This window comes from Blastococcus sp. SYSU D00813, from assembly GCF_054050735.1.
Window position 1 is genome coordinate 89,818 of record NZ_JBJGZX010000008.1, and the last position, 20,683, is coordinate 110,500.

At 74.4% G+C, this 20,683-nt stretch carries 20 protein-coding genes; 16 read left to right on the forward strand and 4 right to left on the reverse strand.

Annotated features, from left to right (window positions below; all coding sequences use genetic code 11):
* Window positions 1-207: 207 nt before the first annotated feature.
* The 7 genes from ACI8AX_RS07940 to ACI8AX_RS07970 are packed head-to-tail and all read left to right on the forward strand — an operon-like array spanning window position 208 to window position 4,730.
* On the forward strand, window positions 208-510 hold the full coding sequence (locus tag ACI8AX_RS07940; protein ID WP_089306675.1) for a DUF4193 domain-containing protein: 303 nt from the start codon (window positions 208-210) through the stop codon (window positions 508-510).
* Between the two features lie 14 nt (window positions 511-524).
* The gene (locus ACI8AX_RS07945) at window positions 525-1,412 is read left to right on the forward strand and encodes a hypothetical protein (RefSeq protein ID WP_456549252.1); all 888 of its coding nucleotides are present in this window, start codon (window positions 525-527) and stop codon (window positions 1,410-1,412) included.
* A gap of 38 nt (window positions 1,413-1,450) precedes the next feature.
* On the forward strand, window positions 1,451-1,945 hold the full coding sequence (gene dut, locus ACI8AX_RS07950; protein ID WP_456549253.1) for a dUTP diphosphatase: 495 nt from the start codon (window positions 1,451-1,453) through the stop codon (window positions 1,943-1,945).
* Window position 1,946: 1 nt separating this feature from the next.
* Window positions 1,947-2,681 carry a DUF3710 domain-containing protein gene (locus ACI8AX_RS07955; RefSeq protein WP_456549254.1) on the forward strand — a complete coding sequence of 245 codons (735 nt, stop codon included), beginning with the start codon at window positions 1,947-1,949 and terminating at the stop codon, window positions 2,679-2,681.
* Window positions 2,678-3,475: an alpha/beta hydrolase family protein gene (locus ACI8AX_RS07960; protein WP_456549255.1), complete on the forward strand. Its 798-nt coding sequence runs from the start codon at window positions 2,678-2,680 to the stop codon at window positions 3,473-3,475. Before ACI8AX_RS07955 ends, ACI8AX_RS07960 begins: the two co-directional genes overlap by 4 nt.
* A complete protein-coding gene (locus ACI8AX_RS07965) occupies window positions 3,472-3,849 on the forward strand; it encodes an OB-fold nucleic acid binding domain-containing protein (protein ID WP_456549256.1) in 378 nt (125 codons plus the stop codon). Before ACI8AX_RS07960 ends, ACI8AX_RS07965 begins: the two co-directional genes overlap by 4 nt.
* Entirely contained in the window at window positions 3,846-4,730 is an 885-nt protein-coding gene (locus tag ACI8AX_RS07970; RefSeq protein ID WP_456549257.1) for a DUF3159 domain-containing protein, read from the forward strand. The genes ACI8AX_RS07965 and ACI8AX_RS07970 overlap by 4 nt, the downstream gene beginning before the upstream one ends.
* Window positions 4,731-4,749: 19 nt before the next feature.
* Here the strand turns inward: ACI8AX_RS07970 and ACI8AX_RS07975 are convergent, their stop codons facing one another.
* A complete protein-coding gene (locus tag ACI8AX_RS07975; RefSeq protein WP_456549258.1) occupies window positions 4,750-5,418 on the reverse strand; it encodes a potassium channel family protein in 669 nt (222 codons plus the stop codon).
* Window positions 5,418-6,086 carry a potassium channel family protein gene (locus ACI8AX_RS07980; RefSeq protein WP_456549259.1) on the reverse strand — a complete coding sequence of 223 codons (669 nt, stop codon included), beginning with the start codon at window positions 6,084-6,086 and terminating at the stop codon, window positions 5,418-5,420. Before ACI8AX_RS07980 ends, ACI8AX_RS07975 begins: the two co-directional genes overlap by 1 nt.
* A 152-nt stretch (window positions 6,087-6,238) precedes the next feature.
* Between ACI8AX_RS07980 and ACI8AX_RS07985 the strand changes: the two genes are divergently transcribed.
* The 6 genes from ACI8AX_RS07985 to ACI8AX_RS08010 all read left to right on the forward strand — a co-directional run bounded on the left by ACI8AX_RS07985 (window position 6,239) and on the right by ACI8AX_RS08010 (window position 12,741).
* Window positions 6,239-8,278: an APC family permease gene (locus ACI8AX_RS07985; RefSeq protein ID WP_456549260.1), complete on the forward strand. Its 2,040-nt coding sequence runs from the start codon at window positions 6,239-6,241 to the stop codon at window positions 8,276-8,278.
* A gap of 127 nt (window positions 8,279-8,405) precedes the next feature.
* Window positions 8,406-9,614: a class I SAM-dependent RNA methyltransferase gene (locus ACI8AX_RS07990; protein WP_456549261.1), complete on the forward strand. Its 1,209-nt coding sequence runs from the start codon at window positions 8,406-8,408 to the stop codon at window positions 9,612-9,614.
* Between the two features lie 47 nt (window positions 9,615-9,661).
* A complete protein-coding gene (locus ACI8AX_RS07995) occupies window positions 9,662-9,889 on the forward strand; it encodes a DUF4177 domain-containing protein (RefSeq protein WP_456549262.1) in 228 nt (75 codons plus the stop codon).
* A 47-nt stretch (window positions 9,890-9,936) separates the two neighbouring features.
* Window positions 9,937-10,314 (forward strand): hypothetical protein, encoded by a 378-nt coding sequence (locus ACI8AX_RS08000; RefSeq protein WP_456549263.1) that lies wholly within the window; start codon window positions 9,937-9,939, stop codon window positions 10,312-10,314.
* A gap of 131 nt (window positions 10,315-10,445) precedes the next feature.
* Complete coding sequence (gene dxs / locus ACI8AX_RS08005) at window positions 10,446-12,365, forward strand: 1-deoxy-D-xylulose-5-phosphate synthase (RefSeq protein WP_456549264.1); 1,920 nt, start codon at window positions 10,446-10,448, stop codon at window positions 12,363-12,365.
* Between the two features lie 73 nt (window positions 12,366-12,438).
* Complete coding sequence (locus tag ACI8AX_RS08010; RefSeq protein ID WP_456549265.1) at window positions 12,439-12,741, forward strand: thiamine-binding protein; 303 nt, start codon at window positions 12,439-12,441, stop codon at window positions 12,739-12,741.
* A gap of 173 nt (window positions 12,742-12,914) precedes the next feature.
* Here the strand turns inward: ACI8AX_RS08010 and ACI8AX_RS08015 are convergent, their stop codons facing one another.
* Both ACI8AX_RS08015 and ACI8AX_RS08020 read right to left on the reverse strand, forming a co-directional pair.
* Window positions 12,915-14,999 (reverse strand): 3-hydroxyacyl-CoA dehydrogenase NAD-binding domain-containing protein, encoded by a 2,085-nt coding sequence (locus ACI8AX_RS08015; RefSeq protein ID WP_456549266.1) that lies wholly within the window; start codon window positions 14,997-14,999, stop codon window positions 12,915-12,917.
* Window positions 14,996-16,201 carry a thiolase family protein gene (locus tag ACI8AX_RS08020; protein WP_456549267.1) on the reverse strand — a complete coding sequence of 402 codons (1,206 nt, stop codon included), beginning with the start codon at window positions 16,199-16,201 and terminating at the stop codon, window positions 14,996-14,998. Before ACI8AX_RS08020 ends, ACI8AX_RS08015 begins: the two co-directional genes overlap by 4 nt.
* 306 nt (window positions 16,202-16,507) lie before the next feature.
* Here ACI8AX_RS08020 and chvE point away from each other — a divergent pair, with 306 nt between their 5' ends.
* The 3 genes from chvE (at window position 16,508) to mmsB (ending at window position 20,629) form a co-directional block, all read left to right on the forward strand.
* Window positions 16,508-17,656, forward strand: a complete 1,149-nt coding sequence (chvE, locus tag ACI8AX_RS08025) for a multiple monosaccharide ABC transporter substrate-binding protein (protein WP_456549268.1) — start codon at window positions 16,508-16,510, stop codon at window positions 17,654-17,656.
* Window positions 17,657-17,828: 172 nt separating this feature from the next.
* The gene (gene mmsA / locus ACI8AX_RS08030; RefSeq protein WP_456549269.1) at window positions 17,829-19,367 is read left to right on the forward strand and encodes a multiple monosaccharide ABC transporter ATP-binding protein; all 1,539 of its coding nucleotides are present in this window, start codon (window positions 17,829-17,831) and stop codon (window positions 19,365-19,367) included.
* Window positions 19,364-20,629, forward strand: a complete 1,266-nt coding sequence (mmsB, locus tag ACI8AX_RS08035; protein WP_456549270.1) for a multiple monosaccharide ABC transporter permease — start codon at window positions 19,364-19,366, stop codon at window positions 20,627-20,629. Before mmsA ends, mmsB begins: the two co-directional genes overlap by 4 nt.
* Window positions 20,630-20,683: the final 54 nt, after the last annotated feature.

Sequence of the window (20,683 nt, forward strand, 5' to 3'; positions counted from 1 at the left end):
GGGGGCCTGCCGGTCCTCCGTGCGCCGCGTCCGTCGCTGGTACACGGGGTGCCCGGCGACGGACCACCGCCGGCCGGCGAGACACGCCGGGCGGCGGGACCGACCACCCGGCCGCTCGCGCGGCCGGCCAGGGCGGCGGCGCCACGAGCGCCGCCGTCGACGAGGCGGGCGACAGCCCGACAGGACCCCGGAGGAGGGGCACATCCCATGGCCACCGACTACGACGCCCCGCGCCGCAACGAGGCGGACGAGCTCGGCGAGGACTCGCTGGAGGAGCTCAAGGCGCGGCGCGCGGAGGCGCAGTCCTCGTCCGTCGACGTGGACGAGACCGACTTCAACGAGAACCTCGAGCTCCCGGGCGCCGACCTGAGCAACGAGGAGCTGACCGTCCGGGTGCTGCCCAAGCAGGAGGACGAGTTCACCTGCTCCCGCTGCTTCCTGGTCCAGCACCGCAGCCGCCTGGCCGCCACCAAGGGCGACCAGCTGTACTGCCGGGACTGCGCCGCCTAGTCGGCCGCGGGTCCGTGAGCGAGCACCACCGCACCGGCCCGGCGCGGGACGTCCCGCCGCCGCGGCCGGTCCCCGCGCCGGGTGGGCCGGACGCCGAGAGCGGCCCGGCCCGCGCGGCGCGCCTGTTCGCCGAGGCGGTCACCGGGCTGCTGGGCGACCAGCGGGCCGGCGGCCGGACCGAGGCGACCGGTCCCGGCGGCGCCCGCGCCGCCGGGAGCACGCTGCGCGACGTCGCGGCGGCCGTCGCGGCCGCTGTCGGCTCGGCCCGCGGACGGCGGGCCGGGGCAGCGACCGGGTCGGGCGACGACGCCGCCTGGGCTCCGGGCGCGCTGCTCGGCGACCTGCTGGCCGCCGCCGTCCCGCGGCTGCCGATCCGCGACGCCGCCCGGCTGCGCGCGGCGTACCCCGGCGCCTCCGACGAGGAGATCGCCGACGCGCTCGTCCAGCGCGCCGGCCGGCTCACCGCCGCGGTCGGCGCGGCCACCGGCGGGCTGTCGGCGGCGCACTGGTTCGCGCCGCCGTCGATGGTGGCGCTGCCGCTGGAGCTGGCCGCCGAGACCGCCCTGACCGCGGCCGTCGAGGTGGTCCTGCTCGGCGAGCTGCACGAGCTGTACGGCCGCGCGCCGGCCGGCGACGCGCGCGAGCGGGCGATGGCCTACCTGGCCAGCTGGTCGGCGCAGCACGCCGTCGACCGGGCCGGGGGCGCCGGCCTCGGGACGGTGCTGGGCAGCGCCGGCTTCCGGGCGCTGCGCCGCCGCCTGGGCCGCCGGCTGGCCCGCAGCGCCCCCGCCGCCGCGCCGCTGCTGGCGGGTGCCGCCCTGGGCGCGCGGGGCAACCGCAAGGCGACGGAGACGCTGGCGCGGCGGGTCCGCGGCGATCTGCGCACCCCGCCGTCGTCCTAGGGCCGTCCGCGCACGGCGGTCCTCCTAGGATCGCAGTCGTGCTGCCACCGACCTCCCCGCCCGGTCCCGCCGACGTGGAGGTCCCGGTGCGGCTGGCCGGGCCGGCCGCCGTCCTGCCCCGCTACGCCCTGCCCGGCGACGCCGGCGCCGACCTGTCGGTGGCCGAGGACGTCGAGCTGGCCCCGCTGCAGCGCGCACTGGTGGGCACCGGCGTGTCCGTGGCCATCCCGGAGGGGTACGCCGGGTTCGTGCACCCGCGGTCGGGCCTGGCCCACCGGCTGGGGCTCAGCCTGGTCAACGCGCCGGGCACCATCGACGCCGGCTACCGGGGGGAGATCAAGGTGAACCTGGTCAACCTCGACCCGGCCACGCCGCTCACGCTGCGCCGCGGCGACCGGGTGGCCCAGCTGGTCGTGCAGCCGGTCGTCCGCGCCCGGTTCGTGCCGGTCGACGAGCTGCCCGGCACCGAGCGCGGTGCCGGCGGGCACGGCTCCACCGGCGTGGGCCTCGCTGACGACGACACGGAGGCCTGAGATGCCGTTCGGACGGCGGCGCAACCGCATCGACCGCAGCCTGCGCGAGAAGGGCGTCCCGCCCGAGCCGCAGGTGCGGGTGCGCGAGGTCGAGGAGACCACCGGGCCCTACGACGAGGCCGACGCGCCCTCCGACGGCGTGGCCCGTGTCGACCTGGGCTCGCTGCGGCTGCCCGCGGTCCCCGGCACCGAGCTGCGGGTCGACCTCAACCAGCAGCAGAAGGTCGTCGGCGCCACGCTCCGCTACGGCGACTCCCTGCTGCAGGTCTCGGCCTTCGCCGCCCCGCGGGCCGGCGGCATCTGGGACGACGTCCGCGCCGACCTCGCCCGCAGCGCCTCCGGGCAGGGCGGCAGCCTGAAGGAGGTCGACGGGCCGTTCGGGCCGGAGCTCGCCGGGCACGTGCGCATGACCCCCGTCGCCGCGGCCGGCCAGCCCGCGCCCGCCCCGGTGCGCCGGGCCACCCGCTTCCTCGGCGTCGACGGCCCGCGCTGGTTCCTGCGCGGCATGATCAGCGGCCCGGCCGCGGAGAACGCCGAGGCCGCCGCGCCGCTGGAGGACGTGTTCCGCAGGATCGTCGTCGTCCGCGGGACGGAGCCGATGCCGGTGCGCGAGCAGCTGCCGCTCACCCTGCCGCCGCAGGCCGCCGCCCAGGTGGCCGCGCAGCAGGCCGCCCGGCAGCAGGCCGCCGGCCGGCCGGCGGCTGCGCCGGCCACCCCGCCGCCGCAGCAGGCGTGACCACCGTGGCGGCCTACGGGCCGCACCCGGACCAGTTCCTCGAGCTGACCCTGCCCGCCGGCGCGGCGCCCGCGCCGGTCGCCGTGGTGCTGCACGGCGGGTTCTGGCGGGCGGCGTACGGCGTCGAGCTGGCCCGGCCGCTGGCCGCCGACCTCGCGGCCGCGGGCTTCGCCGCCGTTGCCGTGGAGTACCGCCGGGTGGGTGCCGACGGCGGGTGGCCGCGGACCGTCGAGGACGTCGCCGCCGCGCTCGACACGCTGCCCGGGCTGGCGGAGGAGGGCGCCGGGGCCGGCCGGCTGGACCTGACCGACGTCACCGTGGTCGGCCACTCCGCCGGCGGGCACCTGGCCGCCTGGGCCGCCGGCCGCGCGCTGCTGCCGCCCGGCGCGCCCGGCGCGGCGCCGCGGGTGCGGGTCACCGCCGCGGTGCTGCAGGCCGGCGTCCTGGACCTCGGCCGCGCGCACGCCCAGGACCTCGGGCGCGGGGCGGTGCGCGACCTGCTCGGGGGACCGCCCACCGCCGGGGTCCTGGCGCTGGCCGACCCGGTGCGGCTGGTGCCCACGGGGGCCGACGTCCTGTGCGTGCACGGCACGGGCGACGACGTCGTCCCGCCGGAGCAGAGCGAGCGGTACGCGGCCGTGGCGCGGGCGGCGGGGGACCGGGTCGAGCTGCGCCTGCTGCCCGGCGACCACATGGTGCTGATCGACCCCTCCGGGCCGGCGTGGGCCGCGGTCCGGGACTGGCTGCGGACCCGCCGCGGCGGCGGTCCTGCCGGGACTACCCTGGACCCGTGACAGAGACCCGGCCGGCCGGCTGGTTCACCCGGACGCTCCAGCGGCTCACCGCAGACGACCAGACCCGCGACGCGGAGCTGCTCCGCGAGGAGGTGGCCAGCGCCGGCTGCGAGGCCGTCAGCGCCTGCCGCAAGGGCGCGGTCGTCACCGTGACCGGCCGCCTCCGGTCGGTCGTCTACACCCCGCGCGAGACGGTGCCCACGCTCGAGGCGGAGCTGTTCGACGGCTCCGGCTCGGTGACGCTGGTCTGGCTGGGCCGCCGCCGGATCCCCGGCATCGAGCCCGGCCGCACGCTCACCGCGCGCGGCCGCTTCGGCTCCTTCGAGGGCCGCGAGGTCATCTACAACCCCTGGTACGAGCTGGGCGTCGGGTGACGGCTGCGGCCGGGAGCGACCGCCCTCCCGCGGGGGCGACGGGGGAGGAGCAGGCCGGCCCGGCGGAGGCCGTCGCCGCCACGCGCGCCGGCGTCTTCGACCGGCACCTCGTGCTCGACCAGCTCGGCGGCTGGCGCGGCATGCTCGACGCCAGCCTCCCCACGGTGGCGTTCATCGTCGCCAACTCCCTGGGCGGCCTGCGCGTCGGCATCTGGAGCGCGCTGGGCGTCGCCGTCCTCGTCTTCCTGCTGCGCCTGGTCCGCCGGGAGAGCGTGCAACAGGCCTTCAGCGGCCTCTTCGCGGTCGGCGTCGCCGTGGCGATCGCCGCCTACTCCGGCCAGGCCCGGGACTTCTACGTCATCGGGATCATCCGCAACGCCGCCATCGGGGTCGTGCTGCTCGGGTCGGTCCTGGTCCGCTGGCCCCTGGTCGGGGTCATCGCGGAGTTCCTCGCACCCAGCCACCTCGGCGCCATGGCCCGGCACACGGCGCACCCGCCGGGGATGCGCGGCCGGCTGCACCGCGCCTCGGCGGCGCTGCGCCCCGCCGAGCGCGACCCGCACACCGGCGAGCGCGCCGCCGACCCGGAGGCCGAGTGCCACTGGCGCGACGACCGCCGGCTGGTGCGCGCCTACGGCTGGCTGACCGTGATGTGGGGCGCGGTCTTCCTGGTCCGGGCCGCGATCACCGGCCCGCTGTACTTCCAGAGCGAGGACGGCGACGCCACCGTGCTCGGCGTCGTCTCCCTGCTGCTGGGCATCCCCGTGACGGTGGTCGAGCTCGCCGTGACCCTGTGGGTGGTCGCCCGGCTGCACCACCACCGCGCCCCGGCCACCGGTCAGGCCCCGTCCGGAGGCTCGCCCCGAGCCGGCGAGGGGTGAGGGGGACGGGGTCCTCCCGCTAGACCGGCCGGCCGGCGGAGAGGACCTCCTGCAGCTGCTCCTCGACGTCGGCGTGGGTGACGAACAGCAGCTCGTCGCCGGCCTCCAGCGGCTCGTCGGGTGACGGCGTGATCACCCGGTCGCCGCGCAGCACGGCGGTGAGCACCGTCTCCCGCGGCAACGGCACGTCGCGCAGCGGCCGGCCGACCCACGGGGTGTCCTCGGCGAGGGTGATCTCCACCAGGTTGGCCGCGCCCTTGCGGAAGGTCATGAGCCGGACGACGTCGCCGACGGTGACGGCCTCCTCCACCAGCGCCGCGAGCACCCGCGGGGTGGAGACGGCGACGTCGACGCCCCAGGCCTCGGTGTAGAGCCACTCGTTGCGCGGGTCCTTCACCCGGGCCACCACCCGGTTGACCGCGAACTCCGTCTTGGCCAGCAGCGACACCACGAGGTTGGCCTTGTCGTCGCCGGTGGCCGCGACCACGACGTCGCAGGTGGCCAGCTGCGCCTCCTCCAGGGAGGAGACCTCGCAGGCGTCGGCCTGCACCCACTCGGCGCCGGGCACCGCGCGGGTGCGCACCTTCCTGGGGTCCTTCTCGATGAGCATCACGGTGTGCCCGTTGCTCAGCAGCTCCCCGGCGATGGAGCGGCCCACCGCGCCGGCGCCGACGATCGCGACGCGCATCAGTGCTCGCCTCCCTCGGGGCCGCGCTCGACGACCTCGTGCACCCGCGGGGTGATCGCGTCGGTCGCGGCGAGGACGAGCTGGTCGCCGTCCTGCATCACGGTGGACGGCGTGGCCAGCCGGGCCTCGCCGAACCGGACCACCCAGGCCGCCCGCGCACCGGTGGCCTTCTCGAGCTCGGTGAGCTTGCGGCCCACCCAGCCGTCGGTGACCGTGACCCGCAGCATCAGCACCTGACCGGTGGGCTCGCGCCACAGCTCGTTGACCTTGACCGACAGCAGCTCGCGCAGCAGGCGGTTCACCGTCCACGGGACGGTCGCGACGCTGGGGATGCCCATCCGCTCGTAGACCTCGGCCCGCTTGGAGTCGTAGATGCGGGCGACGACGTGCTGGACGCCGAAGGTCTCGCGGGCCACCCGGGCGCTGATGATGTTGGAGTTGTCGCCGCTGCTCACCGCGGCGAACGCGCCGGCGGAGTCGATGCCGGCGTCGAGCAGCGTCTGCCGGTCGAAGCCGAGCCCGGTCACCTGCCGGCCGGCGAAGTCCGGCCCCAGCCGGCGGAAGGCCTCGGGGTCCTGGTCGATGACCGCGACGCTGTGGCCGACCTCCTCCAGCCGCCGCGCGATGGCCGAGCCGACGCGGCCGCAGCCCATGACGACCACGTGCACGTGTCGCTCCCTGGTTCCACCGTGCGGGCCCTCGCCCGTACCGCGCGCGAAGCTACACCCGCGCGGGGGGCCGGGGCGCCGCCTGCGGGTGTCCTCCCTCTCACGGGCGGTGTCGCGGCGCGCCGGGGCCCGCCGTCCGTACCATCGCCGCCGTGCCATCGCTGTCCGACCTCGGACAACTCCCGAAACGGCTCGTCCTGGGGCGCCCGGTCCGCAGCGACCGCGCCGGCGAGTCGCTGCTCCCGAAGCACCTGGCGCTGCCGATCTTCGCCAGCGACCCGCTGTCCTCCGTGGCCTACGCCACGCAGGAGGTGCTGATCGTCCTCACCCTCGCGGGGACGGCGTTCCTGTTCCTCGCCCCGTGGCTGGCCGTGGGCGTCGTGATCCTGCTGGCGACCGTCGTCCTGTCCTACCGCCAGGTGGTGCGCGCCTACCCCTCCGGCGGCGGCGACTACGAGGTCGCGATGAAGAACCACGGCCAGTTCGCCGGCCTGACCGTGGCCAGCGCGCTGCTCGTCGACTACGTGCTCACCGTCGCCGTCTCGGTGTCGGCCGGCACGGACAACATCATCTCCGCGTTCCCGTCGCTCAACGAGCACCGCGTGGCGATCGCGCTCGGCCTGGTCGCGGTCCTGGCCGCGGCCAACCTGCGCGGCGTCCGGGAGTCGGGCAAGACCTTCGCCGTCCCGACGTACCTGTTCGTCGCCGGCATCATGGTCATGATCGTCACCGGGCTCATCCGGGACTTCTTCACCGACGACCCGGTCCGCGCCGAGAGCGCGGCCTGGAGCATCACCCCCGAGCCCGGCTACGAGAACGTGGCCGGCCTCGCCCTGGTCTTCTTCGCGCTGCGCGCCTTCGCCTCCGGCTGCACCGCGCTCACCGGGGTGGAGGCGATCGCCAACGGCGTCCCGGCGTTCCAGCCGCCGAAGAGCAAGAACGCCGCCACCACGCTCGCGCTCATGGGCGGCATCGCCGCGACGATGTTCGCCGGGGTGACCGCGCTGGCCCTGCTGGCCGACGTCCGGTACGCCGAGCACCCCTGCGACCTCGAGGGCTTCGCGAACTGCGAGACCGAGCCCCAGCGCACCGTGATCGCCCAGCTCGCCGCGGCGACCTTCGGCGGGGACACCTCCGTCGGCTTCTTCTACGTGCAGGCGTTCACCGCGCTCGTGCTGATCCTCGCGGCCAACACCGCCTTCAACGGGTTCCCGCTGCTGGGCTCGGTGCTGGCGCAGGACCGCTTCATGCCCCGGCAGCTGCACACCCGCGGCGACAAGCTCGTCTACAGCAACGGCATCCTGCTGCTCGCCGGGTTCGCGGGCCTGCTCATCGTCGCGTTCCAGGCCGACCCGAACCGGCTGATCCAGATGTACATCGTCGGCGTCTTCACCAGCTTCAGCATCGGCCAGTGGGGCATGGTGCGGCACTGGAACCGGGAGCTGCGGTCGGAGACCGACCCGGCCGCCCGGCGGCGCATGCGGCGCTCGCAGACGATCAACACCGTCGGCGGCTCCCTGACCAGCGTCGTCCTGGTGATCATCATCATCACGAAGTTCACCCGCGGCGCCTGGCTGGTGCTGCTGGTGATGCCGGTGCTCTTCCTGCTCATGCGGGCGATCAACCGGCACTACTCGCACGTGTCCGAGCAGCTCGTGCCCGACCCCGACTCGCGGATGCTGCCGAGCAAGGTGCACGCCATCGTGCTCGTCTCCAAGGTGCACAAGCCGACCCTGCGCGCGCTGGCCTTCGCCCGGGCCACCCGCCCGGACGCGCTGACCGCGCTGACCGTCAACGTCGACGACGCGGAGCTGCGCGGGCTGCAGGCCGACTGGGAGCGCTACGACATCCCGGTGCCGCTCACGGTCCTCGAGTCGCCGTACCGGGAGATCACCCGGCCGGTCGTCGACTACGTCAAGGCCATCCGCCGCAAGAGCCCGCGCGAGCTGGTGGTCGTCTTCGTGCCGCAGTACGTGGTCGGGCACTGGTGGGAGAACCTGCTGCACAACCAGAGCGCCCTGCGGCTGCGCGCCCGCCTGCAGTTCCAGCCCGGCGTGATGATCACGACCGTGCCGTGGCAGCTGGAGAGCTCCGTCGGCCGTGGCGACGACGACGGACGGCGCGGCGGCCCGGCACCCGGCGACCTGCGCCGCGGCATCACCGACGACGCCGACGTCACCCCCTATGGGTGAAGGACCCCGTCCTCCTCATCCCTCGCAGGCTCGGGACGAGCCTCGGGACGGGGCCGGAGGGCGTCGAGCGAAGCGCGATCGGGGGCTCGGGTGGGCGGGCCGCCGGTTCGAGGTCGAGGTCGGCCCGGTGGCGCACGGCGGGCACTGCGTGGCCCGGCACGAGGGGCGCGTCGTCTTCGTCCGGCACGCGCTGCCGGGGGAGCGGGTCGTCGTCGAGGTGACCGAGGACCGCCAGCCCGGCTTCTGCCGGGCCGACGCCGTCGAGGTGCTCGAGGCCTCCCCGCACCGGGTCGAGCGGCCGTGCCCGTACAGCGGCCCCGGGCGGTGCGGCGGCTGCGACTGGCAGCACGTCGCCTTCGCCGAGCAGCACCGGCTCAAGGCCGCCGTCGTCCGGGAGCAGCTGACCCGCCTGGCCGGCCTGGGCGACGACCCGGTCGTCGCGGGGCTCGAGGTGGAGGAGCTCCCGGGCGGCCCGCTGCGCTGGCGGTCCCGGGCGCGGTTCGCCGTCGACCGCGCCGGGGCGGCCGGGCTGCGCCGGCACCGCTCGCACGACCTCGTGCTGCTCGACGACTGCCCGATCACCCTCGAGCCGGCCGCCGCGGCCGTGCTGGGCCGCCGCTGGCCCGGCGCCGGCGCGGTCGACGTGGCGGTCGACTCGACCGGGGCGGTGACGACCACGCGGCTGGACCGGCGCGGCGCACCGACGTCGACGCGGGTGCTGCGGCCCGGGGGAGACCTGCCCGCCGAACCGGCCATGCGGGCCGCCCGGGCGGCCGGGGGCCGGGACTGGGAGGTCGAGGGCACCGGCTTCTGGCAGGTGCACCCGGCCGCGGCGGACGCCCTGGTCGCCGCCGTCTCCAGCTACGCCCGCGCGACGGCGGGGGAGACGGTGCTGGACCTCTACGCCGGGGCCGGGCTGTTCGGCGGCGCCCTGGCGCCCGCCGTGGGCGCCGGGGGCCGGGTGGTCTGCGTCGAGGCCGACGCCGGTGCCTGCGCCGCCGCCGAGGCCAACCTCGCCGGCCTGCCGCAGGCCGAGGTGTGGCAGGGGGAGGTGGACGCCGAGGGCCTCGCCGAGCTGCTGGGCGAGCATGGGGACGCCCCGTCGGTCGTGGTGCTCGACCCGCCGCGCGCGGGCGCCGGTGCCGGGGTCAGCCGGGTGCTGGCCGGCTCGGGCGCCCGGGCCGTCGTCTACGTGGCCTGCGACCCCGCCGCGCTGGCCCGGGACGTCGCCGTGTTCGCCGGGGAGGGGTGGTCGCTGACCGCGCTGCGGGCCTTCGACGCCTTCCCGATGACCGCCCACGTGGAGTGCGTGGCGCTGCTGGAACCGGCCGCCTGACACCGGGCGGTGCCGGGGCCGGGGCGGCCGACGGCTACGGTCGTCGGGTGACCACCTGGGAGTACGCCTCGGTCATCACGGCCAACGACGCGGAGTCGCAGCGCGCGGGGGTGAGCGTCAAGCTCCCCGGCGGCACGCTGGAACGGCAGGCGGGGGACACCAGCTCCGTCCTCAACCGGCTCGGCGGCGAGGGGTGGGAGCTCGTGAGCTACCACTCCAGCGGCGCCGGCACGTGGGGCTTCGAGCAGTTCTGGCTCAAGCGCCCGATCGACTGAGCGCGCCGGGTCGAACGTCTGTTCGACCGGTGGGGCATCATGGTGCGGTGGACGCCGGACGGGACCGCCTGCCACCGGGCTGGCCGGACGACGTGCGGCCACCGGGCGCCCCCGACTGGGAGCGGACGGCGGTCGCCTGGCTGTTCGACCTCGTGCCGCCGGACTACCGCGCCCACGAGGTGCTGCGGCGGTACCCGGTGCTGCTGGCCCGGTTCGCCGCCGACCACGTGACCGCCGGGCTCGAGGCGGCGCGCGCGGGCTGGCGCACCGTGCGGGTCGAGCTGGCCGACCACCTGCCGGCCGAGGCGATGGAGGCGGCGATGACCGCCTACGAGCGCGAGGGCGCCCGCCTGGCCGGCGCCGCGCGGGGCGTGGCCGTCGTGGCGGCGGCGCTGCGCGGCGAGCGCTGGGTGCCGCGGCTGTAGCGAGCGGGTGTGACCCCGCATCCACCTGTCCCGCTCGACCGGAAGGACCGGTCGTACGCGGATACAGTGGACGCGGCTGCGTCCGCGTCGCCCAGCACCCTGCCGCCGTCAGAGAGGACGCTGACCACCTCGTGTCGCTCCTGCGCTCGCTCCGCGGTCCCGCCGACCTCCGGGGTCTGCCCGCCGACCAGCTCCCGGCGCTGGCCGCGGAGATCCGCGACGCCCTGGTCACCAGCGTCGCCCGCACCGGCGGCCACCTCGGCCCCAACCTCGGTGCGGTCGAGCTGACCATCGCCCTGCACCGGGTGTTCGACTCCCCGCGCGAGCCCGTCGTCTTCGACACCGGCCACCAGTCCTACGTGCACAAGATGCTCACCGGGCGGGTCGACGACTTCGAGCGGCTGCGCCAGCGCGGCGGGCTCTCGGGCTACCCGAGCCGGGCCGAGAGCGAGCACGACTGGGTGGAGAACAGCCACGCCTCCACCGCGCTCTCCTACGCCGACGGGCTCGCCAAGGCCTTCGCCATCCGCGGCGACTCCCGGCCGGTCGTCGCCGTGGTCGGCGACGGCGCCCTCACCGGCGGCATGTCCTGGGAGGCGCTGAACAACATCGCCTCCGCGCGGGACCGGTCGGTGGTCATCGTCGTCAACGACAACGGCCGCTCCTACTCGCCGACCATCGGCGGGGTCGCCGACGCGCTGGCCACCCTGCGGCTGCGCCCCGGCTACGAGCAGGCGCTGCTGCAGGTCCGCCACGCGCTCAACCGCGCGCCGGTGCTGGGCTCGGCGCTGTACGACGCCCTGCACGCCATCAAGAAGGGCCTCAAGGACGTCCTGTCCCCGCAGGGCATGTTCGAGGACCTCGGGCTCAAGTACGTCGGCCCGGTCGACGGGCACGACGTCGAGGTGCTCGAGTCGGCGCTGCGCCGCGCCCGCTCCTTCGGCGGGCCGGTCATCGTGCACGCCGTCACCACCAAGGGCTACGGCTACCCGCCGGCCGAGACCGACCAGATCGACGCCTGGCACGCCACCGGGGTCTTCGACCCCGACAGCGGCGCGGCCGTGCGCAAGACCGGGCTGGCCTGGACCGACGCCTTCGCCGACGAGCTGGTGCGGATCGGCGGCGAGCGGTCCGACGTCGTCGCGGTCACCGCCGCGATGCTGCACCCGACCGGACTCGCGCCCTTCGCCGAGCGCTTCCCCGAGCGGACCTTCGACGTCGGCATCGCCGAGCAGCACGCGCTCACCTCCGCCGCCGGCATGGCCATGGCCGGGCTGCACCCGGTGGTCGCCGTGTACTCGACGTTCCTCAACCGGGCCTTCGACCAGCTGCTGATGGACGTCGCGCTGCACCGCCAGCCGGTCACCGTCGTGCTCGACCGGGCAGGGGTCACCGGCGACGACGGGGCCTCGCACAACGGCATGTGGGACATGTCGATCCTGTCGGTGGTGCCGGGTCTGCGGCTCGCGGCCCCGCGCGACGAGGCCACCCTGCGCGAGGCGCTGCGCGAGGCCGTCGCGGTGACCGACGGGCCGACCGTCGTCCGCTTCCCCAAGGGCGTGCTGCCCCCGGACCTGCCGGCGCTGGAGCGCCGCGGCCCTGTCGACGTGATGCGCCGGGCCGAGCGCCGGGACGTGCTGCTGGTCGCCGTCGGCTCGATGGTGCCGATGTGCCTGGCCGTCGCCGAGCGCGCCGCCGACCACGGCGTCGACGTCACCGTGGTGGACCCCCGGTGGGTGCTGCCGGTGTCCGACGATCTCGCCACGCTGGCCGCGGGCTACCGGCTGGTGGTCACGGTCGAGGACGGCGGGCGGGCCGGCGGCGTGGGGACGACGCTCACCCAGGTGCTGCAGGACCGCCAGTGCGACGTCCCGGTGCGGACGCTGGGCCTGCCCCAGCGCTTCTTCGACCACGGCAGCCGCGGCCAGGTGCTCGCCGACGCCGGGCTGACCGAGCAGGACGTGGCCCGGCGGATCGTGGAGTGGACGGCGGTGCTCGCCGACCGCAGCGAGACGCGGGTCGCCGAGCCGGTGGACGGCGCCCAGGCGTGAGCGGGCTCGCGAGCGCAGCAGGGGGCGGAGCACCTCCCGGCACGACGCCGACGAGCGCCGGCGAGGAGGGCTCGTGACGGCCTCCTCCGGCGAGTGGGTCATCGCCGAGATCCAGGTGGCGCCCTCGCCGCCGGGCACCCCGGAGGACCCGCACGCGCACGTGGAGGCGGCGATCGCGGTGATCGCCGGCTCGGGGCTGCGCTACGAGGTCGGCGCGCTCGGCACCACGCTGGAGGGCGAGGCCGACGTCGTCTGGGACACGCTGCGCGCCGCGCACGAGGCGATGATGCTGGCCGGGGCGGACGGCGGGCTCTCGCACGTCAAGATCGCCTCGGTGCAGCGCGACATCGACAGCCTCACCCGCAAGTTCCGCTGAGGGCTCCCGGCCCGGGTGGGGCGGCCCGCGCCGTCCTCCCTCGCCGCGGGCCGTGGGGGAGGACGCCCGCCGACCGGGTCACCTGAGGGTGGCCGGAGGCGGGCGCGGACGGACGACGGCCCGGGCTCCTCGCCGTCGAGGAGCCCGGGCCGTCGCGGTCGGTGCGGTGCCGGCTACGCCGGCAGCGAGGCGACGCCCCGCGGCAGGAAGCGCGAGCCGGTGACCTGCTCGGAGACACCGGCGCGGTCGAGGTGGGCGGAGATGCCGCCCAGCCAGAACGGCCACCCGGCGCCCAGGATCATGCACAGGTCGATGTCCTGCACCGCCTGCACGACGTCCTCGTCGAGCATCAGCCGGATCTCCTGGGCCAGGGCCTGCAGCGCCCGGTCGCGGACCTGCTCCTCGGTGAGCGGGGAGTCCCCGGCGTCGATGCCCTCGAGCTCGGGGTCGACGACGCCCGGCGCGCTGTACACCGACGACTTGCCCAGCTCGACCATCTTGCGCAGGCCCTCGCCGACGGAGAACCGGTCGGGGAACGCCTCGTGCATGCGCTCGGCCACGTGCAGCGCCACCGGCGGGCCGACGAGCGTGAGCAGCTCGAACGGCGTCATCGGCAGGCCCAGCGGGTCCAGCGCGCGGTCGGCCACGGCCACCGGGGTGCCCTCCTCGACCGCGGCGGTGATCTCGCCGAGGAAGCGGGTGAGCAGCCGGTTGACCACGAACGCCGGGGCGTCGGCCACGAGCACGCAGCTCTTCTTCAGCGACTTCCCGACGGCGAAGGCGGTGGCCAGCGTGGCGTCGTCGGTCTGCTCGGCGCGCACGACCTCCAGCAGCGGGAGGACGGCGACCGGGTTGAAGAAGTGCAGCCCGACCACGCGCTCCGGGTGCTCGAGCTTCGAGGCCATCTCGGTGACCGACAGCGCCGAGGTGTTGGTCGCGAGCACGCACTCGGCCGAGACGACCGCCTCGACCTCGGCGAACACCTGCTGCTTGACCGACATCTCCTCGAACACCGCCTCGATGACGAGGTCGGCGTCGGCGAAGACGTCCTTGGACAGCGAGCCGGTGACCAGGCCCTTGAGCTGGTTCAGCTTGTCCTGGTTCAGCCGGCCGCGCGCCGCCAGCTTGTCGAGCTCGCCGTGCACGTAGGCCACGCCCTTGTCCACGCGCGCCTGGTCGATGTCGGTGAGCACGACCGGCACCTTCAGCTGCCGCACGAACAGCAGGGCCAGCTGCGAGGCCATCAGCCCGGCGCCGACGACGCCGACCTTGGTGACCTTGCGGGCCAACGCCTTGTCCGGCGCGCCTGCCGGGCGCTTCGCCCGCTTGTTGACCAGGTCGAACGAGTACAGCGAGGCCCGCAGCGGGTCGCTCATCAGCAGCTCGGTGAGCGCGTCGTCCTCGGCGGCGGTGCCGGCGGTGAACGCCTCGCCGTCGACGCCGTTGCGCGCCAGGTCGAGCAGGTCGACCGACCGCACGGCGCCGGGGGAGGCGTTGCGCGTGCGGCCGGCGACGATCGCCCGGGCCCGCTCGATCCCGGCGTCCCACGCCGACCGGTCGACCTCCGGCCGCTGCACGGTCACCGACCCGTCGAGCACGCCGACGGCCCACTCGAGCGAGCGCTCGAGGAAGTCGGCCGGCTCGAACAGCGCGTCGGCGATGCCCAGCTTCGCCGCCTTGGGCCCCGGGGTCATCTTGTTCTGCGCCAGGGCGTTCTCGACGACGATCGTCACGGCCTGGTCGATGCCGATGAGGTTCGGCAGCAGCTGCGTGCCGCCCCAGCCGGGGACCAGCCCGAGGAAGGCCTCGGGGAACGCGACGGCCGCGCCGCCGCTGATCGTCCGGTAGTGGCAGTGCAGGGCCAGCTCCAGGCCGCCGCCGAGCGCCACGCCGTTGATGAACGCGAACGTCGGGATCGTCGAGTCCTTGAGCCGCCGGAACACCCGGTGGCCGGTCTGCGCGATCTCCCGCGCCGCCGCCTCGTCGGTGACCGACGGGACGCCGGAGAGGTCGGCGCCGACGGCGAAGATGAACGGCTTGCCGGTGACGGCGATGGCCGCCGGCGCCGGGGTGTGCGCCGCGACCTCGTCCAGGGCGGCGTCCAGCGACGCGAGGCCGCCGGGGCCGAAGGTCGAGGGCCGGGTGTGGTCGTGCCCGTTGTCCAGGGTGATCAGCGCGATCTCCCCGGCCAGGCCCGGGTACGCGAGGAACCGGACCTTCGCCTCGGTGACGACCTCGTTCTCGAAGACGGCGGTCACTTCTCGGACCCCTCCCAGTTCGGGTTCTCCCAGATGACGGACGCGCCCATGCCCAGGCCCACGCACATCGCGGTCAGGCCGTACCGGACGTCGGGGCGCTCGGCGAACTGCCGCGACAGCTGCGTCATGAGGCGGACGCCGGAGGAGGCCAGCGGGTGGCCGACGGCGATGGCGCCGCCCCACGGGTTGACCCGCTCGTCGTCGTCGGCGATGCCGAAGTGGTCGAGGAAGGCGAGCACCTGGATGGCGAAGGCCTCGTTCAGCTCGAACAGGCCGATGTCGTCGATCGACAGGCCGGTGCGGGCCAGCGCCTTCTCGGTGGAGGGCACCGGGCCGATGCCCATGACCTCGGGCTCGACGCCGGCGAAGCCGTAGCCGACCAGCCGCATGCCGATCGGCAGGCCGAGCTCCTCGGCGACCTCCTCGGCGGCCAGCAGGCAGCCGGTGGCGCCGTCGTTGAGGCCGGCGGCGTTGCCCGCGGTCACGTGGCCGTGCGACCGGAACGGCGTCTTGAGCGTCGCGAGCTGCTCCAGCGTGGTGCCCGGGCGCGGCGGCTCGTCGACGGTGGCCAGGCCCCAGCCGTGCTCCTGCGACCGGGTCGCGACGGACACGAGCTCCGGGCCGATCTGCCCGTTGGCGACGGCCTTGGCGTACTTCTGCTGGCTGGCCAGGGCGAACGCGTCGGCGCGCTCCTTGGTCAGGTGCGGGAACCGGTCGTGCAGGTTCTCGGCGGTGGACCCCATGACCAGGGCAGAGGGGTCGACCAGCTTCTCGCTGACGATCCGCGGGTTGGGGTCGACGCCCTCGCCCATGGGGTGGCGGCCCATGTGCTCCACGCCGCCGGCGATGGCGACGTCGTAGGCGCCGAAGGCGATGCCGCTGGCGGTGGTGGTCACGGCGGTCATGGCGCCGGCGCACATGCGGTCGATGGCGTAGCCGGGGACCGACTTCGGCAGGCCGGCCAGGAGGGCGGCGGTGCGGCCGATGGTCAGGCCCTGGTCGCCGGTCTGGGTGGTGGCGGCGATGGCCACCTCGTCGACGCGCTCGGCCGGCAGCGACGGGTTGCGTCGCAGGAGCTCGCGGATGACGCGGACGACGAGGTCGTCGGCGCGCGTCTCGGCGTAGATGCCCTTCGGGCCGGCCTTGCCGAAGGGGGTGCGCACGCCGTCGACGAAGACGACCTCACGCAGCGAGCGGGACATGAGACCTCCGCAGGAGTGGGAGCCCGCCCGGGGGCCGGGGGGCGCCGCTCAAGTTACCCGCCGGTAACCGCGGGGTCGAGCCGGGGGCGCGGTGCCCCTGCCCCCTTCGCGGGAGGTGCCGCGGTGGCGGCCGGGCCGGCCCCGGGCGCGGCGGACCCGAGATGACGGCCGCGTTACGAGACCGTGACCAACGGGTGGGTCCCCGGGCTTGACGCGCCCCCGGTGTTAGCGCTCACACTGGCCTCGCTCGTGCGACGACGAGCCTGCGCCCGGTCGAGCGCGCAGACATCTCGAGGAGGAGATCACGTGGGTAGAAGGCTCGGCTTCACGGCCCTCGGCGCCACCCTGGCGCTGACCCTGGCGGCGTGCGGCGGCGAAGGTGCGGGCGGCAGCGGAGGTGCCGGCAGCGGCGACTCCGACGACCTCACCATCGGCGTCTCGATGCCGACCCAGACGTCGGAGCGGTGGATCGCCGACGGCGAGAACGTGCAGGAGCAGCTCGAGGCCGAGGGCTACGAGGTCGACCTGCAGTACGCCAACGACGACATCCCGACCCAGTCCCAGCAGATCGACCAGATGATCACCGAGGGTGCCGACATCCTGATCATCGCGGCGATCGACGGCACCGCCCTGGCGGGTCAGCTGGAGAACGCGGCGGCCAACGACATCCCGGTCATCTCCTACGACCGGCTGATCCGCGACAGCGAGAACGTCGACTTCTACGTCACGTTCGACAACTTCGAGGTCGGCGTCGCGCAGGCCAACGCGCTGCTGCGCGGCCTCGGGCTGCAGAACGAGGACGGTTCGCCGGGCACCGCGACCGGTCCGTTCAACATCGAGCTGTTCGCCGGTTCGCTGGACGACAACAACGCCTTCTTCTTCTTCGACGGCGCCATGTCGGTCCTGCAGCCGCTGATCGACAACGGCACGCTGGTCGTCAAGTCGGGTCAGACCGAGATCGAGCAGGTGGCGATCCTGCGCTGGCAGCAGGAGACCGCCCAGCGCCGGATGGAGGACCTGCTGACCTCCACGTACAACGACGGCTCCCGGGTCGACGGCGTCCTCTCGCCCTACGACGGCCTCTCCCGCGGCATCATCACCGCGCTGGAGAACGCCGGCTACGGGCCGACGATCGACGCCGCGAACCCGATGCCGATCGTGACCGGTCAGGACGCGGAGATCGCCTCGGTCAAGCTCATCCAGGACGGCGTCCAGAGCTCGACGATCTTCAAGGACACCCGACTGCTGGCCGAGCAGGCCGTCATCGCCGCCCAGGCCTTTGCCGAGGGCAACGAGCCGGAGGCCAACGACACCGAGACGTACGACAACGGCGTCAAGGTCGTCCCGTCCTACCTGCTGCCGGTCGTGACCGTCTTCGCCGACGACATCCAGGCGGAGCTGATCGACACCGGCTACTGGACGGCGGACGAGGTCGCCAGCGGCCAGGCGGACTGACCTCCGCCGCACGACCCGGCCGGGTCCGGTAGCACGGCTGCCGGGCCCGGCCGGCCCCACCCCCGCACCACGCACTCCCCAAGCGCGGACGACGCGCCGCCCCCGGTCGGCGCACACTCTCTCCACCCCACGCGGCGCCCCCGACGCGCCGACGACAGGACGACGAGGTCCCATGGACGACCACATCCTGCAGATGCGCTCCATCACCAAGACCTTCCCCGGCGTCAAGGCGCTGGAGGACGTGAACCTGGCGGTCCGCCGCGGCGAGATCCACGCGATCTGCGGCGAGAACGGTGCCGGCAAGTCGACTCTGATGAAGGTCCTCTCCGGCGTCTACCCGACCGGCAGCTACGACGGCGAGATCGTCTTCGACGGGCAGCCGGTGACCTTCAACGGCATCCGCGACAGCGAGCACGTCGGGATCGTCATCATCCACCAGGAACTGGCCCTGGTCCCGTTCCTGTCGATCGCCGAGAACATCTTCCTCGGCAACGAGCGGCGCGGGCGCGGTGGTCTCATCGACTGGAACCGGGCCAACGCCGAGGCCGGCGAGCTGCTGCGGTCGGTGGGCCTGGACGAGAACCCCGTCACCCCGGTCGGTCAGCTGGGCGTGGGCAAGCAGCAGCTCGTCGAGATCGCCAAGGCGCTGTCCAAGGACGTGCGCCTGCTGATCCTCGACGAGCCGACCGCGGCGCTCAACGACACCGACTCGGCGCACCTGCTGGACCTGCTGCGCCGCCTCCGTGACCGCGGCATCACCTGCATCATGATCTCGCACAAGCTGAACGAGATCACCGCCGTCTCCGACAACGTCACCGTCATCCGGGACGGCCGGACCGTCGAGACCCTGAGCCTGCACGCCGGCGAGGTCACCCAGGACCGCATCATCCGCGGCATGGTCGGCCGCGACCTGGAGAGCTACTACCCCGAGCGGGAGTCGCACCCGGGCGAGGAGGTCCTGCGGGTCGAGGACTGGACGGTCTGGCACCCGACGCAGGAGCGCACGGTCGTCGAGGGCGCGAACCTCACCGTGCGCGCCGGCGAGGTCGTCGGGATCGCCGGACTCATGGGCGCCGGACGCACCGAGCTCGCGATGAGCCTGTTCGGGCGTGCCTACGGCCGCAACATCACCGGCCGGCTGTTCGTCCACGGCCGCGAGGTCCGGCCCCGGAACGTCGCCGAGGCGATCGACGCGGGCATCGCCTACGCGACCGAGGACCGCAAGCACTACGGCCTCAACCTCATCGAGGACATCCGCCGCAACGTCTCCGCCGCCGCCCTGGGCAAGCTCGCCAGCAAGGGCTTCGTCAACGGCAACGAGGAGGTCAAGGTCGCCGAGGGCTACCGGCGCGACATGAACATCAAGGCGCCGAGCGTCACCTCCGTGGTCGGCAAGCTCTCGGGCGGCAACCAGCAGAAGGTCGTGCTGTCCAAGTGGCTCTACACCGACCCCGAGGTGCTGATCCTCGACGAACCGACCCGGGGCATCGACGTCGGCGCCAAGTACGAGATCTACACGATCATCAACCGGCTGGTCGCCGCCGGGAAGGCGGTGCTGGTCATCTCGTCCGAGCTGCCCGAGCTGCTCGGCATCTGCGACCGCATCTACACCCTGTCGGCGGGCCGGATCACCGGTGAGGTCCCGGTCGCGCAGGCCACCCAGGAGAACCTGATGGAGCTCATGACCAAGGAGAAGGAGCTCGCGGCATGACCAGGACCGTGCCCCCGTCGTCGGAGCCCGAGGCCACGTCGGCGACCGAGCCCAAGGACGTCGCGCCCGCCGTCGCGCTGCGCACCGGGACCAGCGACGTCCGCACGCTCATCACGAGCAACCTGCGGCAGAGCGGCATCTACGTCGCCTTCGTGGTCATCGTCGCCCTGTTCGCGATCCTCACCGAGGGGACGTCGCTCTCGCCGGGCAACGTCACCAACATCGTCCTGCAGTACTCCTACATCCTGATCCTGGCCATCGGCATGGTCATCGTGATCATCGCCGGCCACATCGACCTGTCGGTCGGATCGGTGGTGGCGCTCACCGGAGCCGTCTCGGCGGTCCTGGTGATCCGCGAGGGCCTGCCGTGGTGGGTCGGCGCTCTCGCCGCCATCGGCGTGGGCCTGGCGATCGGCGCCTGGCACGGCTTCTGGGTCGCCTACGTCGGCATCCCGGCGTTCATCGTCACCCTCGCCGGCATGCTGCTGTTCCGCGGCCTGACCCTGCAGGTGCTGGACAACATCTCGTTGTCCCCCTTCCCGCGCGAGTACGGGAAGATCGCCAGCGGCTTCCTCAACGGGCTGCTGGGCGGCAACGGCTACGACGCGTTCACCCTGCTCATCGGCGCCGTGGCGGTCGCCGGCTACGCGGTCAGCAACTGGCGCACGCGCACGGCCCGCATCAAGTACTCGCAGCCGGTCGAGTCGTTCCCGCTGTTCGTCGCGAAGATCGTCGCCGTCGGCGCGGTCGTCATGGCCTTCGCCTGGCAGCTGGCCCACGCCCGCGGCCTGCCGATCGTCCTGATCATCCTGGCGGTGCTGATCCTGGCCTACGGCGTGATCACCAAGCGGACCGTGTTCGGCCGCCAGGTCTACGCGATCGGCGGCAACCTCGCGGCCGCGACCCTGTCGGGCGTGAAGGTCCGGGCGGTCAACTTCTGGATCTTCGTCAACATGGGCTTCCTCGCCGCGATCGCCGGCGTGGTCTTCTCCGCCCGGTCCAACGGTGCCCAGCCCAGCGCCGGCAACATGTTCGAGCTCGACGCGATCGCAGCCGCGTTCATCGGCGGCGCCGCCGTCACCGGAGGCGTCGGCACGGTCGTCGGGGCGATGGTCGGTGGTCTGATCATGGCCGTGATGAGCAACGGCATGCAGCTCATGGGCGTCGACCAGTCGATCCAGTCGGTGGTGAAGGGCCTGGTCCTGCTGCTGGCCGTCGCGTTCGACGTCTACAACAAGCGGCGGGCCGGCGCCGCCCGCTGACGGCGGCGGGGTGGCTCCGCGGCCCGGCCGCGGAGCCACCCCGCCGGCACCTCG